The organism is Mesorhizobium sp. M0317, assembly GCF_040321555.1.
In the GTDB taxonomy this organism is placed as follows: domain Bacteria; phylum Pseudomonadota; class Alphaproteobacteria; order Rhizobiales; family Rhizobiaceae; genus Mesorhizobium.
Genome location: NZ_JAMYRV010000036.1, coordinates 1 through 17,524, shown reverse-complemented (window position 1 = coordinate 17,524; position 17,524 = coordinate 1). Strand labels below are relative to the sequence as shown.

The window sequence follows — 17,524 nt, the reverse complement described above, 5'->3', positions numbered from 1 at the left end:
CAGTCCGCGGGAAAACAGCCGGCGCAGATGTGATTGTACGCCGCCGCCTCGGAGATCTACGCCACATATCATTAACCGGGGACCGCTAATGTATCCGCGAACGGGGGCGTCCAATGTTCGATAGGCAGATAGTCCTGATAGTCCTTGCAGGCGCGATTATCGGATCGTCGGCGGTCGGCATTGAACGCTATGTGACAACACCGGCCAAGTCGCAGGCTGTCACCTATGACCCACCACCGCTTCCAATGATCAAGAAGAAGCCAGTCCGAAAATGGAAATGGCGCCTGACTTAGCGGAACACTCCGCAATCCGTCCCCGCCTCGCCCCATCTGCCAAACTGGCATGCATTGCCCTGCTGTATGCCGCAGTCGCGGCATGCCTCTTCCCGCGATCGTACCTTTCGGCTTTCGGCGACACTCGCCTGGTACTCTACTACTTGCTTCTGCCGCCGATGATGCTTGTTGGGCTAGCCGTCGCCGGAATGATCAACAGGCCCAAATCTCCTCTCAGCTTCGTACGCGAGAAGCTGGTTTCGCGCGGCATCGGGGCCATCTCGACCATCGCTATCTTCATGGTATGCGTTGCGGCTTTCACGGCCTACAAGCACGACCTGTCCGGCATGGTCACTTTCTTTGCCGATCCATGGCTTGCCGGGGTCGACGCGGCCATTCATTTTGGCGATCCCTGGCGATGGACTCGATCGGTGCCGGTCCCCGCTCCGATCGATAGGGTGCTCTACATACTCTATTCCCAGTTCTGGATCATACAGGTTGCAATGGTTGTCCTGCTTGCGGCCTGGCTGGAGCGGCCCGACGCACGTCAAAGATATTTCGTCGCGTTGATGACCATGGCCATCGTGCTGGGTCTCTGCCTCCGAGTTTTAGGTTCGTCGGCTGGGCCTATCTTCTATGACCGGATTTTTGCTGGATCGCGCTTCGTCGATCTGATGTCAGCGTTGAAAGACAGCAACGCCGGCCCAGATACCCTGAAAATCAGCGACTATCTCTACGCTTCCTACACGACCAATCGAGCCGTGGTCGGCAGCGGCATATCGGCAATGCCGAGCTTTCATGTGGCAATCGTCACCTTGAATGCCCTGTTCCTTTGGAGCCTCAACCGTTGGGTTGGCGCCGCGGCGTGGGCATACGCCGCCGTGATCATGTTCGGGTCCGTCTATTTCGGCTGGCACTACGCCGTCGACGGCTATGTCTCGATTTTGGCCACCTTGCTGATATGGCGCCTGGCAGGCCATGTTCGTTCAGCTGATCCCGACGCGCGACGTCTCAAAGCCGAGCCAGCAAGCCCATATCGATAGAACTAAGGGGGTAGGCCGCAGGACACAATGGCGCATCCCGTTACTTTGCCGAAATTAAAGAGCCAGACCAAAAAAAATCGTTTTATTTTGAAACTCTGCATGTGCAAGCAGACGCCGGCCTCAACTCACGAAACATTTCCCATCGTGACAAGCGCTGTGGCGGCGAATGAGTGCCATAAGCCCTTAGATATAAAGGATTATGCAGCTTAGCTAATATAATGGCCCGTTTACCCGGGGTGTGGCATAATTGTGAACGAATGGTTAAAGCGGCTTGAAAAATTAATCGAATCAAGCTCTTGTCCGAATTGAAGCCGCTCCGATTCAGGTATTGGAAGGTAAACGAATTGTTAATCTGTTTGACTCTGCTTTTTCGCGGGACCTACGATTGAGGTGACGGGGGATGCTTGGGTATGGAGTTCATCCTTGGCTCTGTCTCGTCGGGTTTAACTCCAAAGGGGAGAAATTGACATGAAGAAGCTCATGACGATGACCCGGCAGTTCCGCGACGACGAAAACGGCGCTGCTATGGTCGAATATTCCATCCTGGTCGGCATTATCGCCACCGCGTCTATTCTGATCATCGTCGGCATCGGTTTGTGGGTGACCGGACGTTTCACCGCTCTCTGCGTTGGTCTGAATGCTGGACCTGGCAGTTGCGCCGTGGGTGGCACGGGTAGCTGATCACTCGCGCTCTCCTCAGGCCCGGACAGGGGGTCCGGGCCTGAGATTTAGCCGCCGGACAAGGCGGCTGAGCAACAAGCCTTCCTGGGGTTGGGGTCATGCGCGCAAATACAATCATAATGATCATTCTCGCCGGCGTGTTCGGCGTGCTGGCGGTTGTGCTCGCCAACATCTGGCTGGCCAACCAGCGCAGTGCCATTGCAAAGACAGGCGATGTCCCTCGCGATACGGTCGTCGTGGCGTCAGTGGCGCTGAAGTTTGGTGACACACTGTCCGCCGACAAATTGCGCGAGGTCGCGTGGCCGACGGGCGCGGTTCCGACTGGCGCCTTCAAGACAACAAAGGACCTGCTGGCCGGAGAAGGTTCGAAGCAGGCGCTGCAGGCGATCGGCGTCAACGAACCAATTCTCGCCACCAAGATCACCGGCCCCGGCCAGCGCGCCACGCTTTCGGCAGTGCTCGGCGAAGGCATGAAAGCCGTTTCCATCAGGGTCAACGACGTGCTTGGCGTTGCCGGATTCGTCTTCCCCGGCGACCGTGTCGATGTCTTGCTGACACGCACGGTGCGCAATGCCGACGGTGTGGACCAGAGTTTTGTCGACGTATTGTTGCAGAGCATGAAGGTGCTCGCCGTCGACCAGGTCGCCGATGAGAGCAAGGACAGCCCCACGGTCGTCAAAGCCGTAACGCTTGAAGTCAGCACCAAGGATGCACAGAAGCTTACCTTGGCCGCCGGCGCCGGGCAATTGTCACTGGCGTTGCGCCAAGCAGCCGCGAGCAAGGGCGAGACGACCGAACGCGTCACGGTATCGGACCTGACTGCCGAAACGCCGGCAGACGTCGCAGCCAGGCAGGCCGAACTCGACAGGAAGGCCGCAGCCGATGCCGCGGCCGCCGCGGACCGTAAGCGCGCGGACGACAAGATTGCCGGGTTGGCACAGGCCGTGGAGAGAGTCGGAAGCCAGCTCGACCAGTTGAGCAAGGTCAAGCCGGTCGTCGCGGCGGCCCCGCAGGAGGTCGCCAAGGAAGTGGTCAAGTATGTTCAGCCGGAGCCGCCAAAGCTGGCGACGGTCGGGGTCTTTCGGGGTGTGAAGCTCGAATCCTATGAAGTGCCGCGACAGAGATAACAATGCGCGGCGCATTGGAGCTGCTATCGGCAGCAGTGGGGAGATACGGATGCAAGGGTTTCGGGTAAGGATACTGGCGGCCGCGCTGTCCTGTTTGGCTGCGCTGCTGACCTCCAGCCTTGGGGCTGAAGCAGCCGACCGTTACATCGACGTATCGAACCCCAGCGTCCATCGCATCTTCCTGCCGATGTCACAGTCGGTGACGCTCCAGGTGAGCGCCAATCTGGGCGATATCGTCGTCGGCGACGAGAAGATCGCCGATGCTCAGCCGATGACCGATCGCACGCTCTATGTCATCGGCAAGGGCGCCGGCACCACCACGGTCAATCTCTTCTCCCCTGAGAAGCGCTCACTCGGCGTCATCCAGATCGAAGTCGGCGTTGACGTCAGCGACATGGCGCAAGCGATCCGGCAGGTGGCGCCTCGGGCGCGCATCGAGATCGGTTCGATCAACGGCAAGGTCAGGCTCGGCGGCCATGTCAAGGACGGCGCCACGCTGGCATCCATCATGGAAGTGGCGCAGCAATATGGTCCCGACGCCATCATCAATTCCGTCATTGTGGATGATAGCCAGCAGGTCAATCTCGAGGTCCGCGTGCTGGAAGCCAAGCGCAATGCCGGAAGGGATCTTGGCGTGTCGATCAAAAGCACGAATGGCAGCGGCACAACCCGTACAGGAACGGGCATCGCCGCCGCCGACAAAGATAACGTAGTGCTTGGCCCGGGCGGTCTGCTCAGCGGTCTACTGTCGACCAGCAATCCCTTCGCAGCGTTGATCACCCGCGTCATTGACAGCAACATCAAGGTCGACCTGATCATTGAAGCGCTTGAGGCCAAGGGGGTTGTGCGCACGCTGGCTGAACCCAATCTCACCACCTTGTCCGGTGAGCCAGCCAGCTTCAACGCCGGCGGCGAAGTGCCTATCCGTGTCGTCGGGAATGATGGCCAGATAACCATCACGTACAAGCAATTCGGCGTTAATTTACTGTTCACGCCGGTCGTACTGGACGACGGCAAGATCCATATGAAGCTGGCGCCGGAAGTGAGTGACCTCACGGGTTTCACCACCGCCGGCGACCCGATCTTCACCAACCGCAAGCTCGATACCGTCGTCGAACTGCGCGATGGCCAGAGCTTCGCGGTCGGCGGGCTGCTGTCGAGCAAGACCATCAAGCTGCAAAACCAGGTGCCGTGGCTCGGCCAGGTTCCGGTCATCGGGACGCTGTTCCGCAATTCGAGCAACCAGAAGGAAGAGACCGAACTGGTCGTCATCGTCACGCCGCATGTCGTGCGGCCGGTGAAGCCCGGCGAACAGCTGGCGACGCCGTTCGACAAGACACGGCCGGCCAACGATCCGGAATTCTTCGTGCTCGGCCAGCTTGAGGTGAACAAAGATATGATCCGAAAATACGAAACGGGCGACGGAGTGACCGGCCCCTATGGCCACATGCTGGACTTCAAATCGAAGGACAAGATGCTCTATGTCAAGAAATAGCGTCGTGATCCTCATTCTGTGCGCCGGTGCACTATCGGGCTGCGCCGCCGACTATCTGAACCACTACGACACGGTGACCCTGGCCGCCGGCGATACGCAGAAATACAATTCGCTGCTGCAGACGGTCGATCCGTTCAATCCGAACGCGAAGAACACACATATCGAAGGTGACGGCACGCGGGGTGCGCTTGTTGCGCGCAACTACAAATTTCCGCCGCCACCGCCGCCACCGCCAGCGATTACGGTGAATGTCGGCACGCCGACCACGAACTAAACAGAAGGATGCGGTTTTATACGCGCCAGACGAACGAGGGGTTCTGGGGCCAGGGGAGCTAAGAGTAACGCCATGTTGCGAATTGTTCGCGCGTTCTGGCACGATCAGAGGGGTATAGCACTCATCCTGGTCAGCATCATGTTGCCGGCGATCGTCGGCTTCTCGCTGTTGGTGATCGACGCGAGCCGGGTCAACAATCTCCACAATGATCTGCAGAAGGCGGGTGACGCCTTTTCGTTGGCTGGGGCCGCAGAGCTCGATGGCCTGCCTGGTTCCTGGGCAAGAGCCGAGCGCGCCATGGCGACGCTGGTCGACAATGAAAGCAATTTCTCGAATTCGGGCCGGTTCACCCTGACCTCCGGGCAACCGGGAGGAGCGCTCAGATGCAACAATTCAGGGAACATCTCCTGGTGTTTCCTGAAGGCAATCCCCGCCGCCGACGGTACGAAGATAACGACGGCCAACCAGGCAACTTATCTTGCCAATTCCGATCCTGCCATTGGCGAAGATGAGACCAAATTCATTCAAGTCACGGTCGCACCGACCGGCTTCAGCGCCTTTTTCCCGGTCTCGTTCCTGTCGAGTTCGGCGAGCGGTTCATTCAGTGTCGGTGCAGTTTCCGTCGCGGGCTTCACGTCGGGTGTTTGCGAGTACACGCCCGTTTTCATGTGCAATCCGTATGAGGATACAAGCATCACCGGCGGCGTCACGCTGGAGCAGGCAGCGCAAACCAGGCAATACCGTCGTCGCCAGATCAAGCTGCGCGGAGACGGGTCTTACTTTCCAGGCAATTTCGCTTTCCTGGCTTCGCCTTTCGGCAACGGCGCCAGTCAGCTCGAAAGGATGCTAGCCGACTCCAAGCCACAGAATTGTTATTCGCGCGATGGCGTCGACACGGAACCGGGACAGAATTCCGGTCCGGTGAAAGATGGCATCAACTCGCGCTTCGGCATCGACGCGTCATCGTTCTCGGACGGGCCTGGGGTCAATGTGCGCAAGGGTGCCATAAACTGGGATCAATTTGTCAAGGACAACAAGGTCGACTACCAAACAGACCCGACCAAAGGCATCGGGCTGGAGCGCGACTCGTGTCAGATCGCCGGCAACTGCACCTTGATGGGTGGCCGCATGGGCGCCGGCGACTGGAACTTCGCGCGCTACTGGGCCGCCAATCATCCGACACGCACCGTGCCGGCGGCTTTGTCCGGCACTGGCGCCGATCTCCCGACGCGGTATGAAGTGTATCGCTACGAGATCGACAACAACGTCGTTTCGGACGCGTCCGTTGGCGGCGAAAAAGGCACGCCTCCTGCCGGGGCCGGCACCCCGATCTCAATCCCCGACCGCCGGTTGCTTTATGGCGCAATCCTGGACTGCAATGCGCTCAAGGCGTCGGGCATGAATTTCAGCGGCCGCCAGACGGGCATTCCGGCCAGGAGATTTGCCAGCTTCTTTATCACAGAGCCGATCATCGACGGTAAGGATATCATGGTGGAACTCGTCGACATCACAGGCAGGGGCGGTAGCGGTACGCTCGACAACTACCTGCGCGACGAAGCCCAGCTTTACCGGTGATGGCGATGATCAGCCTCCTGTTCCGTCACCTCGACAGATTTCGACGCGACCGGCGTGGTACCGCACTTGTCGAAATGGCATTGATCGCGCCGGTGCTGCTGCTTCTGTCGGCGGGCGTGTTCGAATTCGGCAACCTGATCCATGACAAACTGCTGATGGAGGCAGGACTTTCGGACGCAGCCCGCTTCGGCGCGCGCTGCAACAGCAAGATGTACACCGATGCTGGGCTTGCGGCGATCAACTGCGCCGACATCGCTGCCAACATAGCGGTCTTCGGCAATGCGGGAGGCACAGGCAACCCGCGCATCAGTGGCTGGCAGAAATCTGGGGGCGCATCCAACAACGCGACGGTGACAATTGCTGCTATCGCTGACTGTCATGACGCCGTCGTTGCCGGCGTCACCGAATACCGCTCCACTGTTGCGCAGGTCTGCATCGTCAGGGCTACAGCATCCTATCCCTATAGCGACATCGGTATGCTGTCGCTGTTTGGCCTCGGCCCGATCACTTTGGGAGGATTTCACGAGGAGCGGTTGATCCGGTTCTGAAGATGATCAGGCGTTTTGCAAAATCGGAGGACGGCGCGGCGGCGGTGGAAATGGCCATGGTTTCGACGCTGTTGTTTACGCTGACGCTGGGCTTCGTCGATTTCGGCTATGCGCTCTACCAATGGAATGCTGCAACCAAAGCGGTCCAAATTGGTGCACGACTGGCATCGATCTCCGATCCCGTCGTAACCAATCTGACCGCTGCCGCACCCACCACGACGCCAGGCGCGCCGGTTATCGCCGGCGCGTATGGCCCCTTCGTCTGCAAATACACCGGAACCACGGGCGCTTGCAGCAACGGCGGCACGTTCAACGCCACCGATTTCAGCCGCATATTCCGGGGCGACACGGCTGTCACCAACAACGACGACTGTCCGGACATCACGGCAGCCCAGCGGGCCACCATGCGGCTAGGCATGTGCCATTTCTTCCCCGGCCTGCTGCGCAGCAATGTCGTCATCACATATGCCGCCACTGGCCTCGGCTACCAGACACGGCTGGGCGGCCCGGTCCCGACGATCACCGTCAGCCTGCAGAACATGACCTACCAGTTCTTCTTCCTGGGCGGGCTGATGACACGGTTCACCTCCCTCACCATGCCCTCCATGCTGAGCACGGTCACGGGCGAAGACATGAAGGTCTCGTATCCATGAACGCCATCAACACCAAGGTTACACCGACCAAGCGCAAGCAGGTCGCCCTGTTCTCGTCGGATGCGAATTTCAAGCGCGATGTGGCGACGCGGCTCGATGCGCTGGCGATCTACGACGTCAGGGTTTCCGAGACGAGCGACTTCCTTAGGGGGCCGCCCGCGGATACGCGCCCCGGCATCGTCATCCTCGACCTCGGCAATGGCGAGCTGCTCGGCAGGTCGGGCATCGTCGAGGCGCGCGCCCTTTGGGCAACCGTGCCGCTGATCGCGGTCTCAGACGAGCTGTCGTCGGAGCAGACGCGTGTGCTGGTGCGCATGAACGCTTCGGACTGGCTGCACAAGCCGCTCGACGGCAAGGAACTGCTGAACGCGGTGACCTTCCACGACACCGGCAACCAGGGAACCAAAAGCCGCATCATCACCTTCATCAGCGCCAGCGGCGGCGCCGGCGCGACGACGCTTGCTCTCTCGGCGGCCGAGTTCCTGTCATCGAAGTCGAAAGAGCGGGCGGCTTCCACCTGCCTGGTCGACCTCGATTTCCAGAGCGCCAATTGCGGCGCCTATCTCAACCAGTTCAACCAGTTCGACCTTGGCGGCATCATCGGCCAGCCGGAGAGGCTCGATGTCGAACTGATGGACGTCATCAAGCTCTCGCGCCCGTCCGGGCTGACGCTCTATTCCTTCGAGAGGCCGCAATTGCCCTTCGAACCGCAGGGCAGTGATTTTGTCTTCCGGCTGCTGGACCTTGTGGCCTACCGGTTCGACGACATCGTCATCGACCTGCCGAACATCGAGACGCCTTGGCACAACTCCGTGCTGTCGACGAGCGATGAGATATTCATCGTCTTCGAACTCAACGTCGCCTCACTGCGGCAAGGCAAACGGCTCTACAAGAAGATCCGTGAGTTGCGTGGCAATGCTGTCAGCATCACGCTGGTCGCCAACAAGCACAAGCGCAAATGGTTCGGCAACCACTTTTCGCGCAGCGAACTCGAAAAGATCTTCAAGGCGCCTCACATCAAGTCGGTCGCGCTGGACAATGCGCTTCTGACCGATGCGTTGAACCGTGCTATCCTGCCTGCCGAGGTGGATGGGCGTGCGCGCTTCAACAAGGACCTCAAGCGGATGTTCAAAGAGCGGCTCGATGACGCTGCCAAATAGGGGGCGGCCAAATAGGTATCGGATTGGCCCGGGATTGGCCGTCATGAGCATTGCGCTGATGATGTTGGTCCAGGATTTCGCCAGCGCACGATCGGCACTTTCGGATCGGCCGCCGCTGCCGGCAATGGGACCCAGCCTGCGCAAGACTGTTGCCTTCGAGACGACAGAACAGCCCGGAACAATCGTTATCCGCAAGGGCGAGAAAGCGCTTTATCTGGTGACCCGACAAGGCCAGGCGCTTCGCTATCAGATCAGCGTCGGACGCGACGGATTTGGCTGGACCGGGGTCGTCAAGGTGGGGGCGAAGACCGAATGGCCGGAATGGCGCCCACCCCGCGAAATGCGCGCCCGCCAGCCGGACCTGCCGCAAATGGTGCCTGCCGGTCCATACAATCCACTCGGCGCCAGGGCGCTCTATCTGCTTCGGAACGGGCGTGACACGCTCTATCGGATACACGGAACCAACGATCCCAAGGGTGTTGGCTTCGATGGAACATCGGGGTGTTTTCGCCTTACCAACACCGATGTGATCGATCTCTTCAGGCGCGTCGCGATCGGCGCAAAGGTGGTGGTTCAATGACGATGATCAGCGAACCGGACATGCCGGCAATCGAGATTGGGACAGCAGCCCGCACCGGAGAGCAGGCTGTCGTTGGGAAACCGAGCGACAAAAGCATTATCGGCGCGGTCATCATCGGCACGTCCCTGCTCACCTTGGTGAACATAGCAGCCGCAGTCTATCTCTACCGCGGCATCAGCGATATGCGCCTTTTGGAAGGGCGCTTGGAACAACTAGGCACGTTCGAACAACGAATCGGGGGCCGGCTGGACATGGTCAACAACGGTTTTCAAAGCCGATTTGAAAAACTCGACAGTCAACTGCAGAGCAGCTTTGGCGAAATCAACCGGAGCATAGCTCGGCTGGAACAGAACCAGCCTCTTGCCCGTGACGAAGTCATGTCGAGCGCAGCGGAACCTTCCGTCGACACGACCGGCAGCATGGCGGAGGCGCCTGCTGTTCTCGATGGTGAAGACGCGACCGAGCCCAGCGTCGTCGATACACCGCGTCCGCCCAAAAGGAGGATTGCAGCTGCAGCGCCTGCCCCAAGCCCCGACTACCAGCGCATAGAGCAGGCCGACGGCAAGGTTTACTACCGGAAGATCAACTAACGCCGGAAAAAGGTGGGGCTATCCTAGAGATCTCGCTGCAGAGCAACGAGCCTAGCGGCCAGCGCTTCGGACCGCTGTCGGGTTTCGCTGAGGAAGATGACATGGCAGTAGGCGCATGCCGTCACGCCCAGAAACAGCACAAGACTGTTCTTCAAGGTGAAATCGACCGTTAGTTGGAACGGAAGGCCGCCGGGTACCGTGAAAGAGGCGATCGTGCTGGCTGTTTCGGAATGGCTGGTGACAGCGATCATCAACCCGGCGAAAAGCAGGGCGACGTGGTTGGCAAGGAAGAAGAACGCGGCCGACCTTCTTGTGCGGCACGCCATCCAGCAAGCGGTCGACGCGGCGGCCAGCATCAAGGCATCAAAAACCATCGACGACCCGAGATAAAGATCGACCTGTTGCCAGAACATGGTCGACAGCGGCCTTAGTTCAAGCCAAAACCGCCACATTGTGGGACTGGCCGGATATGCTCCCAGCAAGAAAGTCGCCATGCGCTCCCCTGCCAAGATAAGCAGGATCAGAGCTGGGAAGGCAAAGAGCATTATCGACTTGCGCTTCATGTCACCCTCGACAAACTGGCAACAAGATAGCTTGCAGAGATTGAGCGAGGCTTAACGGACCGTTGGTGGTCCTGCGGCGGCGCAGCCAGCGGCGCAAGCCAGCTGCATATCAGAAAGCGCCATTCGCCATCAGTTGTTTTGGCTGAGCACGAGCGTCACAACCTTCGGCTCGACTCGTTGCAGACATCGTTCCGGAATATTGGGCCACATCGCCTTGGCGCATCCCTCTTCGCCTGGCGCCGGCGCCAGCGAGAGTTCTGAGTTACGGGCTTCCTCGGCGGTCGTAAGGAAGACCTGTGTAGCCAGCGCGGTCGCCATGGATACCTGGACGAAGATAAGGGCGTAGGCAAATCGTCTGATCATCCGCTCGTAACGCTGAACGCGCGAGCTGGTTCCAATGTCCTGCCCACCGGGTAACGACGATCGCGATTCTTGCTTCAGTGCCTTAGCAGTCGTCGAATTCTTAAATAGCAAACCTTCGTCAATGTCCCTGCTCCTCGCCGAGTACTGCGGAAACGGACCCGGTGGTTGTGGGCTCAACGTAGGTCTTGCCATTGCTGATCAGCGTGATTGCGCGGCAGACGACCGGTTCGATCTTCCGCGGGTGGCGCAAGGAGGATGTGGACGCGAGCCGCCTCCAAGTGCCGCTCAAGATTATCGAGATTCTGGACGATGGTGACATCGAGGAGATCGCGCCGCGCGTCTCCCAGTCGGCCAACAATCAGAACGAGGTCGACATGGCCGACTTCTCGTCCAATCATCGCTTCCACCGACGGATGCAGGAGCTTTCGGGTCGATCTGGGCGCGCCCGGCGGGCGGTATGCAACGTCAGTCACGCTGGTTCTACGAACGTGCGCGCGGTAGCGACGAAAGCTTCCTGCGCGGGCGTTTGACTGCGGCGTCGGCGCTGGCGCACCGGAGAAGTCTGCTGTTCGGGCTTCGTGCCGGCCGCTGCTCGCGCCAACTGTGGGTAAGTTCGCCGTCCCATCCGCTCGTCACGCCCTTCAGCATCGAACGCCTGGCTACCCTTCTCAGTCCATAATCGTTGTGCTTGCTCGCCTTCTGGGCTCTGGACCTTCGCGGTCATCCAGAGCATCGCGCCGTAGTTGGCAGCGCGATCGTAGTTGGTCAGATTAACGATGCCTGCCTTGACGAGGAGGCCGATCGGTAATGCGATGGATTTTTGCACGAACATACACGAACAAACATATCAATTTGTGTTGCAGCCATGTTGCAGGGACAGCAAGGAATGGGCCGAGACATGCCCGGAAAGAAAGGATTTAAGCGACAGAGAGCCGGAAAGTTCGTGCAACATGGAACTACCCCAACCGTAATCGCCAGAAATCGAAATAAGCTCCCGGATGGGTTGGGCCGCCTTGGACATGGCGCAGACCATCGAATAAGATGGGTCTCGCCACCTACCTTGGACCGCGTCCGCAAATTGAAAAAACGCGAATATGTTGGGCGCGAAGCTCGTTACTTCTGGCGAAACGCGGAGTGGAACGACACAGCCAGCGGGCCTAAAATGTAGTCCAGTGCGGTGCGTTCCTCGGTGACGATCATGACTGACGCTGGCATGCCCGGATAAAGCGCAATCTGTGGGGCCGCGGCCAATTCCGCGGGATCGACCGCTACGTCGGCAAGATAGTAGGGAAGCCCGGTCTTGCTGTCGGTGACGCGATCCGCCGAAATGCGGGTGACCCGTCCATGAATGACCGGTATCGAACGCTGCTTGTAGGACGTGAAGCGGACCTCGGCCGTCATGTCGGCGCGCAGGCTGGATATGTCCTCGACCTTCACCTGCGCCTGAACGATCAACGAATTCCTAGTCGGCACGATGTCGAGGATGGTCTGGCCGGGGGCGACGATCGCGCCGGTCGAGAAAACGGTGAGATTCATCACCTGGCCGTCATAGGGCGCCCGCACTTCGGCGCGGTCGACCGTGGCCTGCGCGGCGAACATTTTCGGTACCAGGTCGGCGAGGTTGGACTGGGCGTCGATCAGCATGGTTGAGAGTTTTGCGCGGCGCTCGTTGGTGAGCTGCGCAATCTGGCTTTCAAGCTCGGCCTTACTCTGGCGGTTTCCGGCTATATCGCCGAGAGTCTGGTCGATCAGGCCCTGCAGGTCGGAGGCGGAGCGGTCGAGCTCCAGGACACGCGTGCGCGTTGTCAGGCCGGCCTTCAGCAACTTGTTGAGGCCTGCCTTTTCATCAATTGTCGACTTGAGCTGCGCACGAAAAGATTCGACGCGCGCCTGCTTTCCATCGATCTGCTCGTCGAGTTCGGCTATCCGTTTCTGCAGGATCTGCTTGGCACCGGCCATCGAGGCGCGCTGGCTCCCGAGGTCGGCAATTTGGTTGGTCATCGCGTCCTGCAGATAGGCCTGGTGCTCAGCGGTGATGTCCTTCGGAAAGGCGACTGCCTCATGGCCGTCGAGCTCTGCACGAATGCGGGCATCGGTAGCGCGCAACAACGCATATTGCTGCGAATAGAGGTTGAATTCGGAACGGGCGTGCGTGTCGTCGAGCACCACCAGCACATCGCCTGCCTTGACGATGTCGCCATCCTTGACGCGGATCTCCTTCACCGTGCCGCCGTCGAAATGCTGTACGCTCTTTCGATTGCCTTCCACCTTGACGATGGCGTCGGCGAGCACGGCGCCGTTCAGCGGGGCAAAAGCCGCCCAGCCGCCGAAGATACCGAAGAAGGCAATGATGATCAGCAGGCCGACAGAGGCCGGCACCCGGATCGAATCCGGGGCCAGGATACCGGTTTCGCCGGACAGGCTCCGGTAGGTGAGGGCGCCGTCGCTCATCGATCTCTCCGGCCACAGCTCATTGGGTTGCCACCGCCATTGGAGCCGCGCGCTGGTTGAGCAGCGCCACGATCTCGTTTCTCATGCCGAAGGCCTCGACGGCGCCATCGCGCAACAGAAGGATCTTGTCGACATTGGCCAAGGTCGAAGGCCGGTGCGAGACGATGATAACTGTGCTGCCGCGGCGCTTGAGCTCGATCGCGCACTCGCTCAGCGCGCGGTCGCCATCGGCGTCGAGATTGGAGCTCGGCTCGTCGAGAATGATCAGGTTCGGCGTCCCGAATACCGCACGAGCAAGAGCAATCCGCTGCCGATATCCTCCCGACAGCACTGCGCCGCCTTCGCCGATCTGGGTCTCGTAGCCCTGCGGCAGCCGAATGATCATCTCGTGAACGCCGGCGAGCCGCGCGGCGGCTATCACCTCCAGGTCGACGTTGGTCTTGAAGCGGCCGATGTTGGCGGCGACCGTATCGGCGAAGAGTTCGATATCCTGCGGCAGGTAGCCGATGTGGTCGCCGAGCGCATCGTGCCCCCATTGCGACAGGTCGGCCCCGTCCAGCCTGACGGTGCCGCGGCTGGGTTGCATGACGCCCGCGAGATGACGCGCCAGCGTCGACTTGCCGGCGCCGGAAGGGCCGACGATTCCCAGCGCCTCGCCTGCGTCCAGCCGGAATGATACGTCGCGGAGAAGCACTTTCTGCTGGCTGGCAATTGCAAAGCTGACCTGCTCGACCGAAATCTTGCCGGTGGGCTTCGGCAGGTTGAAAGATCTTTCGTTGAGCGCCCCCCCGTCGACCAGCTTCTCGACCCTTGCCAACGCCGCCCGGGCCAGGATCAGGCTGCGCCAAAGGCCGACGATCTGCTCGACCGGCTGTAGTCCCCGACCCAGCAAGAGACTCGCCGCAAACATGGTGCCGCCGGTGATCTGCCGCTCGATCACCAGATAGGCGCCGAGGCCGAGGATCAGCGATTGCATGGTTAGCCGCAGGAAACGGATCAGACCTGACATAAGGGCGGCGCGATCGCTTGCCTCCGCTTGGCGCCGCAGCGCCAAGTTACGGTCGCGCCCCCAGCGGCGGATGAGACCGTCGATCATCCCCATGGCGCGAACGACTTCCGAGTTTCTGAGGCTCATTTCGGTAAAGTTGTAGTTGGTCGTCGCCAGGTCGTTGGCCTGCTTCAGCGGCGAACGCACGAGATACTCGTTGAGCACGGCCATGGCGATCAAGAGCAGCGAGCAGCCCAGCGCGAAGAAGCCGAGCCACGAATGCAGCAGGAAGATGATGCCGATGTAGATGGGTGACCATGGCAGGTCGAACAGGGCATGGATGCCGCTGCCGGTGATCACCTGCCTGAACGTGTCGAAATCGCGGATCGGCTGGCTTTGCGAGGAGCCCGGCGATGGGGTCTCCACCGACGCGGCGAGGACTTTTGCCGACAGCAATTGGTCGAGCCGCGCGCTGGCACGCGTCAGGATGGAGGCGCGCACCAGATCGAGGCCGGCCAACGAAAGGAAGGCCGCCAGCAACACCAGGGTGAGCATCACCAGCGTGGTTTCGCTGCCGCTGGTGACGACCCGGTCGTAGATCTGCAGCATGTAAAGCGGGGACGCGAGGTAGAGCAGATTGATCGCCAGGCTGAATGCCGCCGCAACGAGAAAATAGCGGCGGCAGGCCCGGAGCGCGTCCTTCACGATCTTAGATTTGTTGTCGAGACTCAAATATCCAGCGGAAAACCGCCCCCCTGTCCACGCCCGGAACCGATACTACTCCTGATCCTTCGATCGGCCATGCGGTTCCCTTCCTATTCCTGCCGTAAACCTTAATTCGTAAGCTGAATCAGGAACCGGCAGCATCAGGAGAGCCGCGCCTGTCCGCGCGGCTCTCCTTTTGGTTCACATCACAAAGTCGCTCACTTGCACCACCGTCCTGCCGGTGCCGTCGTCGGCAAGTGTGAAGCTGTGGGCATCGTAGACGCCGAGCAGGTGGAGCGTGGCGTTGTGCGTGCCGTCCGTGACGGTCAACGTTCCTCCGGCGCCGTCGAGGTCCGCCTGATAGGCAGCGGACGTTCCGGTGCCGAACAGGATGTCTTCGAGGTTCACCTTGTCGTCACTGGTGATGCCGGCGATGCTTCCGCTGAAATCGAAGGAATCGTCCAGCTGCAATGTGCCGGCGGCATCCGCCGCGAACTTGACGTCGGTTGAAGAGGCCGCACCGAACTCAAGCTTCGACAGATCGCCGATCGTGGCATCGCCGTCGCCAGTGACCTGGCCGTTAATGGCAATATTGCCGCCATTGGCCCAGATCATGCCGGAATTCGCCAGCCCGCCGGTGATCGTAAGGCCGCCGGAGCCGGTTGCCTCCAGCGTTCCCGAATTGACGACGACGCTGCCTCCGGTGTCGATGACCAGCGCGTTCGAGCCGGTGGCGATGATGGTGCCGCTGTTGTCAAGGCTGAGCATCCCGCCGCCCAGCTGACCGGCGCCTGAGATGGTGTTGTCGACGTTGACCAGAGTGACGTCCGGCCCCGTGCCGGAGATGACGTTGGCGGCGCTGTCGGACAGCAGGATCTGCCCGCCACCCTGCAGGGTCACGCCATGCTGGATGACCTGCAACAGCGTATCGCCGCCGCCCGAGTCAAGCGTGATGAGACCGCTGTTGTTGATAATGCCACTCAGCGGCAGCAAAGCGCCGTCGCCGATCGTCATGGTGCCGGAATTGTTGACCAACGGTGTCTGGTCGAAGACGAAATTGCTTCCGGTGAGTGCGCTCGAGTGCACGCCGTCGAGCATGATCGACTGCCCGTCGCCAAGCGTGATCACCGCGTTGCCGTTGGCGTCGTCCGCCATATGCGCCTGGACATCGGCGAAGCTAACAAAGCCGGAATAGCCGATCAGATCGATCTTGTCCGCCGCCGCATCGAAGCTGTGGACTGTGTCACTGCCGATCGGCTGCGAGAAGACGAACAGGTCGTTGCCGCTTGAGCCGGTCAGCACGTCGTCGCCGGACCAGGCGAAGATCGGCGAGCCCGGCGCGTAGGCCTCGACATTGTCGGAGACCGACATGCTTCCGACAGTGCCATCTATGTTTGTCCAGGTCATCGAGATATCCAGCACCGCCGACCCGGTGAAATCGGAAGGCGTTGTAACCGTTATCCTCTGCAGATCACTGGTTTGCGCCGTCCAGGTCCCGTCGGCATTGTGCGTTGCGCCGTTGATGGTCCAGCCCGATGGTACGTCCTTCACCGTGATGGCAATGAGCCCGCCTTCGTGCGACGGATCGGTCAAACCAAGATTGATGGGCTCGCCGGACGTGCCTGCGGGTTTGAGGTTGGTTGTCGTTTTCGCCGCATTTGTATGCCCAGTTGTATCCGAGAATGCTCCGGCATCTATGACCAGGTCATACTTGTCTCCATTGTTGCTTCCGGCACCCTTGTCGACGAGGAATGTATACTCAGTGTGGGCCGCATTGAAACTTCCCGAGCCTGCGATCACATGGACATTTGGCAGTCCGCTAACGTGCATCACGTCGGACAGATTGACAAAATTCGTCTGGATGCCGCTCGTGTTGAAAGTTATCTTGACGGTGCTCGGTGCCGCATTGTTTCCTTGGGCGCCGTCAACAACGGTGGAGATCAACGTAGCGCTGACATCGTCGGTGCCAAAGACCGTCACAGCCAGGCTGGCCGATGTTGTTCCGCCATGCCCGTCCGAAGCAGTGTAGGTGAAGCTGTCCGTCACCGTCTGGCCCGCCGCCAGAGCCTGCACATTGGCTTGGGCGTTCGCCAGCGTATAGGTGTAGGCCCCGGTCGCCTTAGTGATAACAAGCGAGCCATAGGTTCCGGTCTTGGTGAATGTGGTGCCGTTGTCGATGCCACCTGAGAGTGCGGACACCGCTAGCGTGTCGGTAGCATCCGGATCTGTATCGGCATTGTCCGAGAATGTTCCCGACGGCGCGCCGGCATGTGCCAGCGTCTGCAGCACGTTGCCGGTGGCGTTGGTGTTGGTGTCTTCCTTCGCCCAATTGGTGTCGTCCACCACAATCGGATTGTCGTTAACCGCGGTAACGGTGATCGCGACCGTGTCGCTGTCGGTCAGGGTTCCGCCCGATCCGCTATTGCCGGCATCACTGGTAAGGACGGTCAGCGTGT

General features: G+C 60.2%; 18 protein-coding genes. 12 read left to right on the top strand and 6 right to left on the bottom strand.

The window, feature by feature from the left end:
• Positions 1 to 271 precede the first annotated feature (271 nt).
• The 11 genes from NKI88_RS22495 (at position 272) to NKI88_RS22445 (ending at position 9,998) form a co-directional block, all read left to right on the top strand.
• On the top strand, positions 272 to 1,315 hold the full coding sequence (locus NKI88_RS22495; RefSeq protein WP_352657295.1) for a phosphatase PAP2 family protein: 1,044 nt from the start codon (positions 272 to 274) through the stop codon (positions 1,313 to 1,315).
• A 468-nt stretch (positions 1,316 to 1,783) separates the two neighbouring features.
• The gene (locus NKI88_RS22490; RefSeq protein ID WP_023730546.1) at positions 1,784 to 1,996 is read left to right on the top strand and encodes a Flp family type IVb pilin; all 213 of its coding nucleotides are present in this window, start codon (positions 1,784 to 1,786) and stop codon (positions 1,994 to 1,996) included.
• Between the two features lie 98 nt (positions 1,997 to 2,094).
• Positions 2,095 to 3,123 (top strand): Flp pilus assembly protein CpaB, encoded by a 1,029-nt coding sequence (gene cpaB / locus NKI88_RS22485; RefSeq protein WP_023738776.1) that lies wholly within the window; start codon positions 2,095 to 2,097, stop codon positions 3,121 to 3,123.
• A gap of 49 nt (positions 3,124 to 3,172) precedes the next feature.
• Positions 3,173 to 4,618 (top strand): type II and III secretion system protein family protein, encoded by a 1,446-nt coding sequence (locus tag NKI88_RS22480; protein ID WP_352657291.1) that lies wholly within the window; start codon positions 3,173 to 3,175, stop codon positions 4,616 to 4,618.
• Positions 4,619 to 4,622: 4 nt separating this feature from the next.
• Positions 4,623 to 4,892: a hypothetical protein gene (locus tag NKI88_RS22475; protein ID WP_245260419.1), complete on the top strand. Its 270-nt coding sequence runs from the start codon at positions 4,623 to 4,625 to the stop codon at positions 4,890 to 4,892.
• A 72-nt stretch (positions 4,893 to 4,964) separates the two neighbouring features.
• Positions 4,965 to 6,467, top strand: a complete 1,503-nt coding sequence (locus tag NKI88_RS22470; protein ID WP_352657288.1) for a TadE/TadG family type IV pilus assembly protein — start codon at positions 4,965 to 4,967, stop codon at positions 6,465 to 6,467.
• 5 nt (positions 6,468 to 6,472) lie between these two features.
• Positions 6,473 to 7,015: a TadE/TadG family type IV pilus assembly protein gene (locus NKI88_RS22465; protein WP_280790903.1), complete on the top strand. Its 543-nt coding sequence runs from the start codon at positions 6,473 to 6,475 to the stop codon at positions 7,013 to 7,015.
• A 2-nt stretch (positions 7,016 to 7,017) separates the two neighbouring features.
• Positions 7,018 to 7,668, top strand: a complete 651-nt coding sequence (locus NKI88_RS22460) for a TadE/TadG family type IV pilus assembly protein (protein WP_352657285.1) — start codon at positions 7,018 to 7,020, stop codon at positions 7,666 to 7,668.
• Positions 7,665 to 8,828 (top strand): CpaE/TadZ family protein, encoded by a 1,164-nt coding sequence (locus NKI88_RS22455; protein ID WP_352657282.1) that lies wholly within the window; start codon positions 7,665 to 7,667, stop codon positions 8,826 to 8,828. The genes NKI88_RS22460 and NKI88_RS22455 overlap by 4 nt, the downstream gene beginning before the upstream one ends.
• The gene (locus tag NKI88_RS22450; protein ID WP_352444245.1) at positions 8,812 to 9,408 is read left to right on the top strand and encodes a L,D-transpeptidase; all 597 of its coding nucleotides are present in this window, start codon (positions 8,812 to 8,814) and stop codon (positions 9,406 to 9,408) included. Before NKI88_RS22455 ends, NKI88_RS22450 begins: the two co-directional genes overlap by 17 nt.
• The gene (locus NKI88_RS22445; protein ID WP_352657279.1) at positions 9,405 to 9,998 is read left to right on the top strand and encodes a hypothetical protein; all 594 of its coding nucleotides are present in this window, start codon (positions 9,405 to 9,407) and stop codon (positions 9,996 to 9,998) included. Before NKI88_RS22450 ends, NKI88_RS22445 begins: the two co-directional genes overlap by 4 nt.
• Positions 9,999 to 10,021: 23 nt before the next feature.
• On the opposite strand, the gene NKI88_RS22440 is transcribed toward NKI88_RS22445, so the two are convergent.
• Positions 10,022 to 10,561, bottom strand: a complete 540-nt coding sequence (locus tag NKI88_RS22440) for a hypothetical protein (RefSeq protein WP_023726603.1) — start codon at positions 10,559 to 10,561, stop codon at positions 10,022 to 10,024.
• Positions 10,562 to 10,690: 129 nt separating this feature from the next.
• Positions 10,691 to 10,924: a hypothetical protein gene (locus tag NKI88_RS22435; RefSeq protein WP_352657276.1), complete on the bottom strand. Its 234-nt coding sequence runs from the start codon at positions 10,922 to 10,924 to the stop codon at positions 10,691 to 10,693.
• Between the two features lie 191 nt (positions 10,925 to 11,115).
• Here NKI88_RS22435 and NKI88_RS22430 point away from each other — a divergent pair, with 191 nt between their 5' ends.
• Positions 11,116 to 11,454 carry an AIPR family protein gene (locus NKI88_RS22430; protein WP_352657273.1) on the top strand — a complete coding sequence of 113 codons (339 nt, stop codon included), beginning with the start codon at positions 11,116 to 11,118 and terminating at the stop codon, positions 11,452 to 11,454.
• Here the strand turns inward: NKI88_RS22430 and NKI88_RS22425 are convergent.
• The 4 genes from NKI88_RS22425 to NKI88_RS22410 all read right to left on the bottom strand — a co-directional run.
• Positions 11,394 to 11,756, bottom strand: a complete 363-nt coding sequence (locus NKI88_RS22425) for a conjugal transfer protein TraD (protein ID WP_352657270.1) — start codon at positions 11,754 to 11,756, stop codon at positions 11,394 to 11,396. The genes NKI88_RS22430 and NKI88_RS22425 overlap by 61 nt on opposite strands.
• Positions 11,757 to 12,037: 281 nt before the next feature.
• The gene (locus tag NKI88_RS22420; RefSeq protein WP_023741153.1) at positions 12,038 to 13,375 is read right to left on the bottom strand and encodes an HlyD family type I secretion periplasmic adaptor subunit; all 1,338 of its coding nucleotides are present in this window, start codon (positions 13,373 to 13,375) and stop codon (positions 12,038 to 12,040) included.
• A gap of 19 nt (positions 13,376 to 13,394) precedes the next feature.
• Positions 13,395 to 15,068: a type I secretion system permease/ATPase gene (locus tag NKI88_RS22415; RefSeq protein WP_352657267.1), complete on the bottom strand. Its 1,674-nt coding sequence runs from the start codon at positions 15,066 to 15,068 to the stop codon at positions 13,395 to 13,397.
• Between the two features lie 201 nt (positions 15,069 to 15,269).
• Positions 15,270 to 17,524 (bottom strand): beta strand repeat-containing protein (locus tag NKI88_RS22410; RefSeq protein WP_352657264.1); only part of this gene is annotated, 2,255 nt, incomplete at its 5' end.

Coding starts and splice junctions, on each gene's coding strand:
- NKI88_RS22495 (WP_352657295.1), top strand. CDS start 272: ATGGAAATGGCGCCTGACTTAGCGGAACACTCCGCAATCCGTCCCCGC.
- NKI88_RS22490 (WP_023730546.1), top strand. CDS start 1,784: ATGAAGAAGCTCATGACGATGACCCGGCAGTTCCGCGACGACGAAAAC.
- cpaB (WP_023738776.1), top strand. CDS start 2,095: ATGCGCGCAAATACAATCATAATGATCATTCTCGCCGGCGTGTTCGGC.
- NKI88_RS22480 (WP_352657291.1), top strand. CDS start 3,173: ATGCAAGGGTTTCGGGTAAGGATACTGGCGGCCGCGCTGTCCTGTTTG.
- NKI88_RS22470 (WP_352657288.1), top strand. CDS start 4,965: ATGTTGCGAATTGTTCGCGCGTTCTGGCACGATCAGAGGGGTATAGCA.
- NKI88_RS22465 (WP_280790903.1), top strand. CDS start 6,473: ATGATCAGCCTCCTGTTCCGTCACCTCGACAGATTTCGACGCGACCGG.
- NKI88_RS22460 (WP_352657285.1), top strand. CDS start 7,018: ATGATCAGGCGTTTTGCAAAATCGGAGGACGGCGCGGCGGCGGTGGAA.
- NKI88_RS22455 (WP_352657282.1), top strand. CDS start 7,665: ATGAACGCCATCAACACCAAGGTTACACCGACCAAGCGCAAGCAGGTC.
- NKI88_RS22450 (WP_352444245.1), top strand. CDS start 8,812: ATGACGCTGCCAAATAGGGGGCGGCCAAATAGGTATCGGATTGGCCCG.
- NKI88_RS22445 (WP_352657279.1), top strand. CDS start 9,405: ATGACGATGATCAGCGAACCGGACATGCCGGCAATCGAGATTGGGACA.
- NKI88_RS22440 (WP_023726603.1), bottom strand. CDS start 10,561: ATGAAGCGCAAGTCGATAATGCTCTTTGCCTTCCCAGCTCTGATCCTG.
- NKI88_RS22435 (WP_352657276.1), bottom strand. CDS start 10,924: ATGATCAGACGATTTGCCTACGCCCTTATCTTCGTCCAGGTATCCATG.
- NKI88_RS22425 (WP_352657270.1), bottom strand. CDS start 11,756: ATGTTCGTGCAAAAATCCATCGCATTACCGATCGGCCTCCTCGTCAAG.
- NKI88_RS22420 (WP_023741153.1), bottom strand. CDS start 13,375: ATGAGCGACGGCGCCCTCACCTACCGGAGCCTGTCCGGCGAAACCGGT.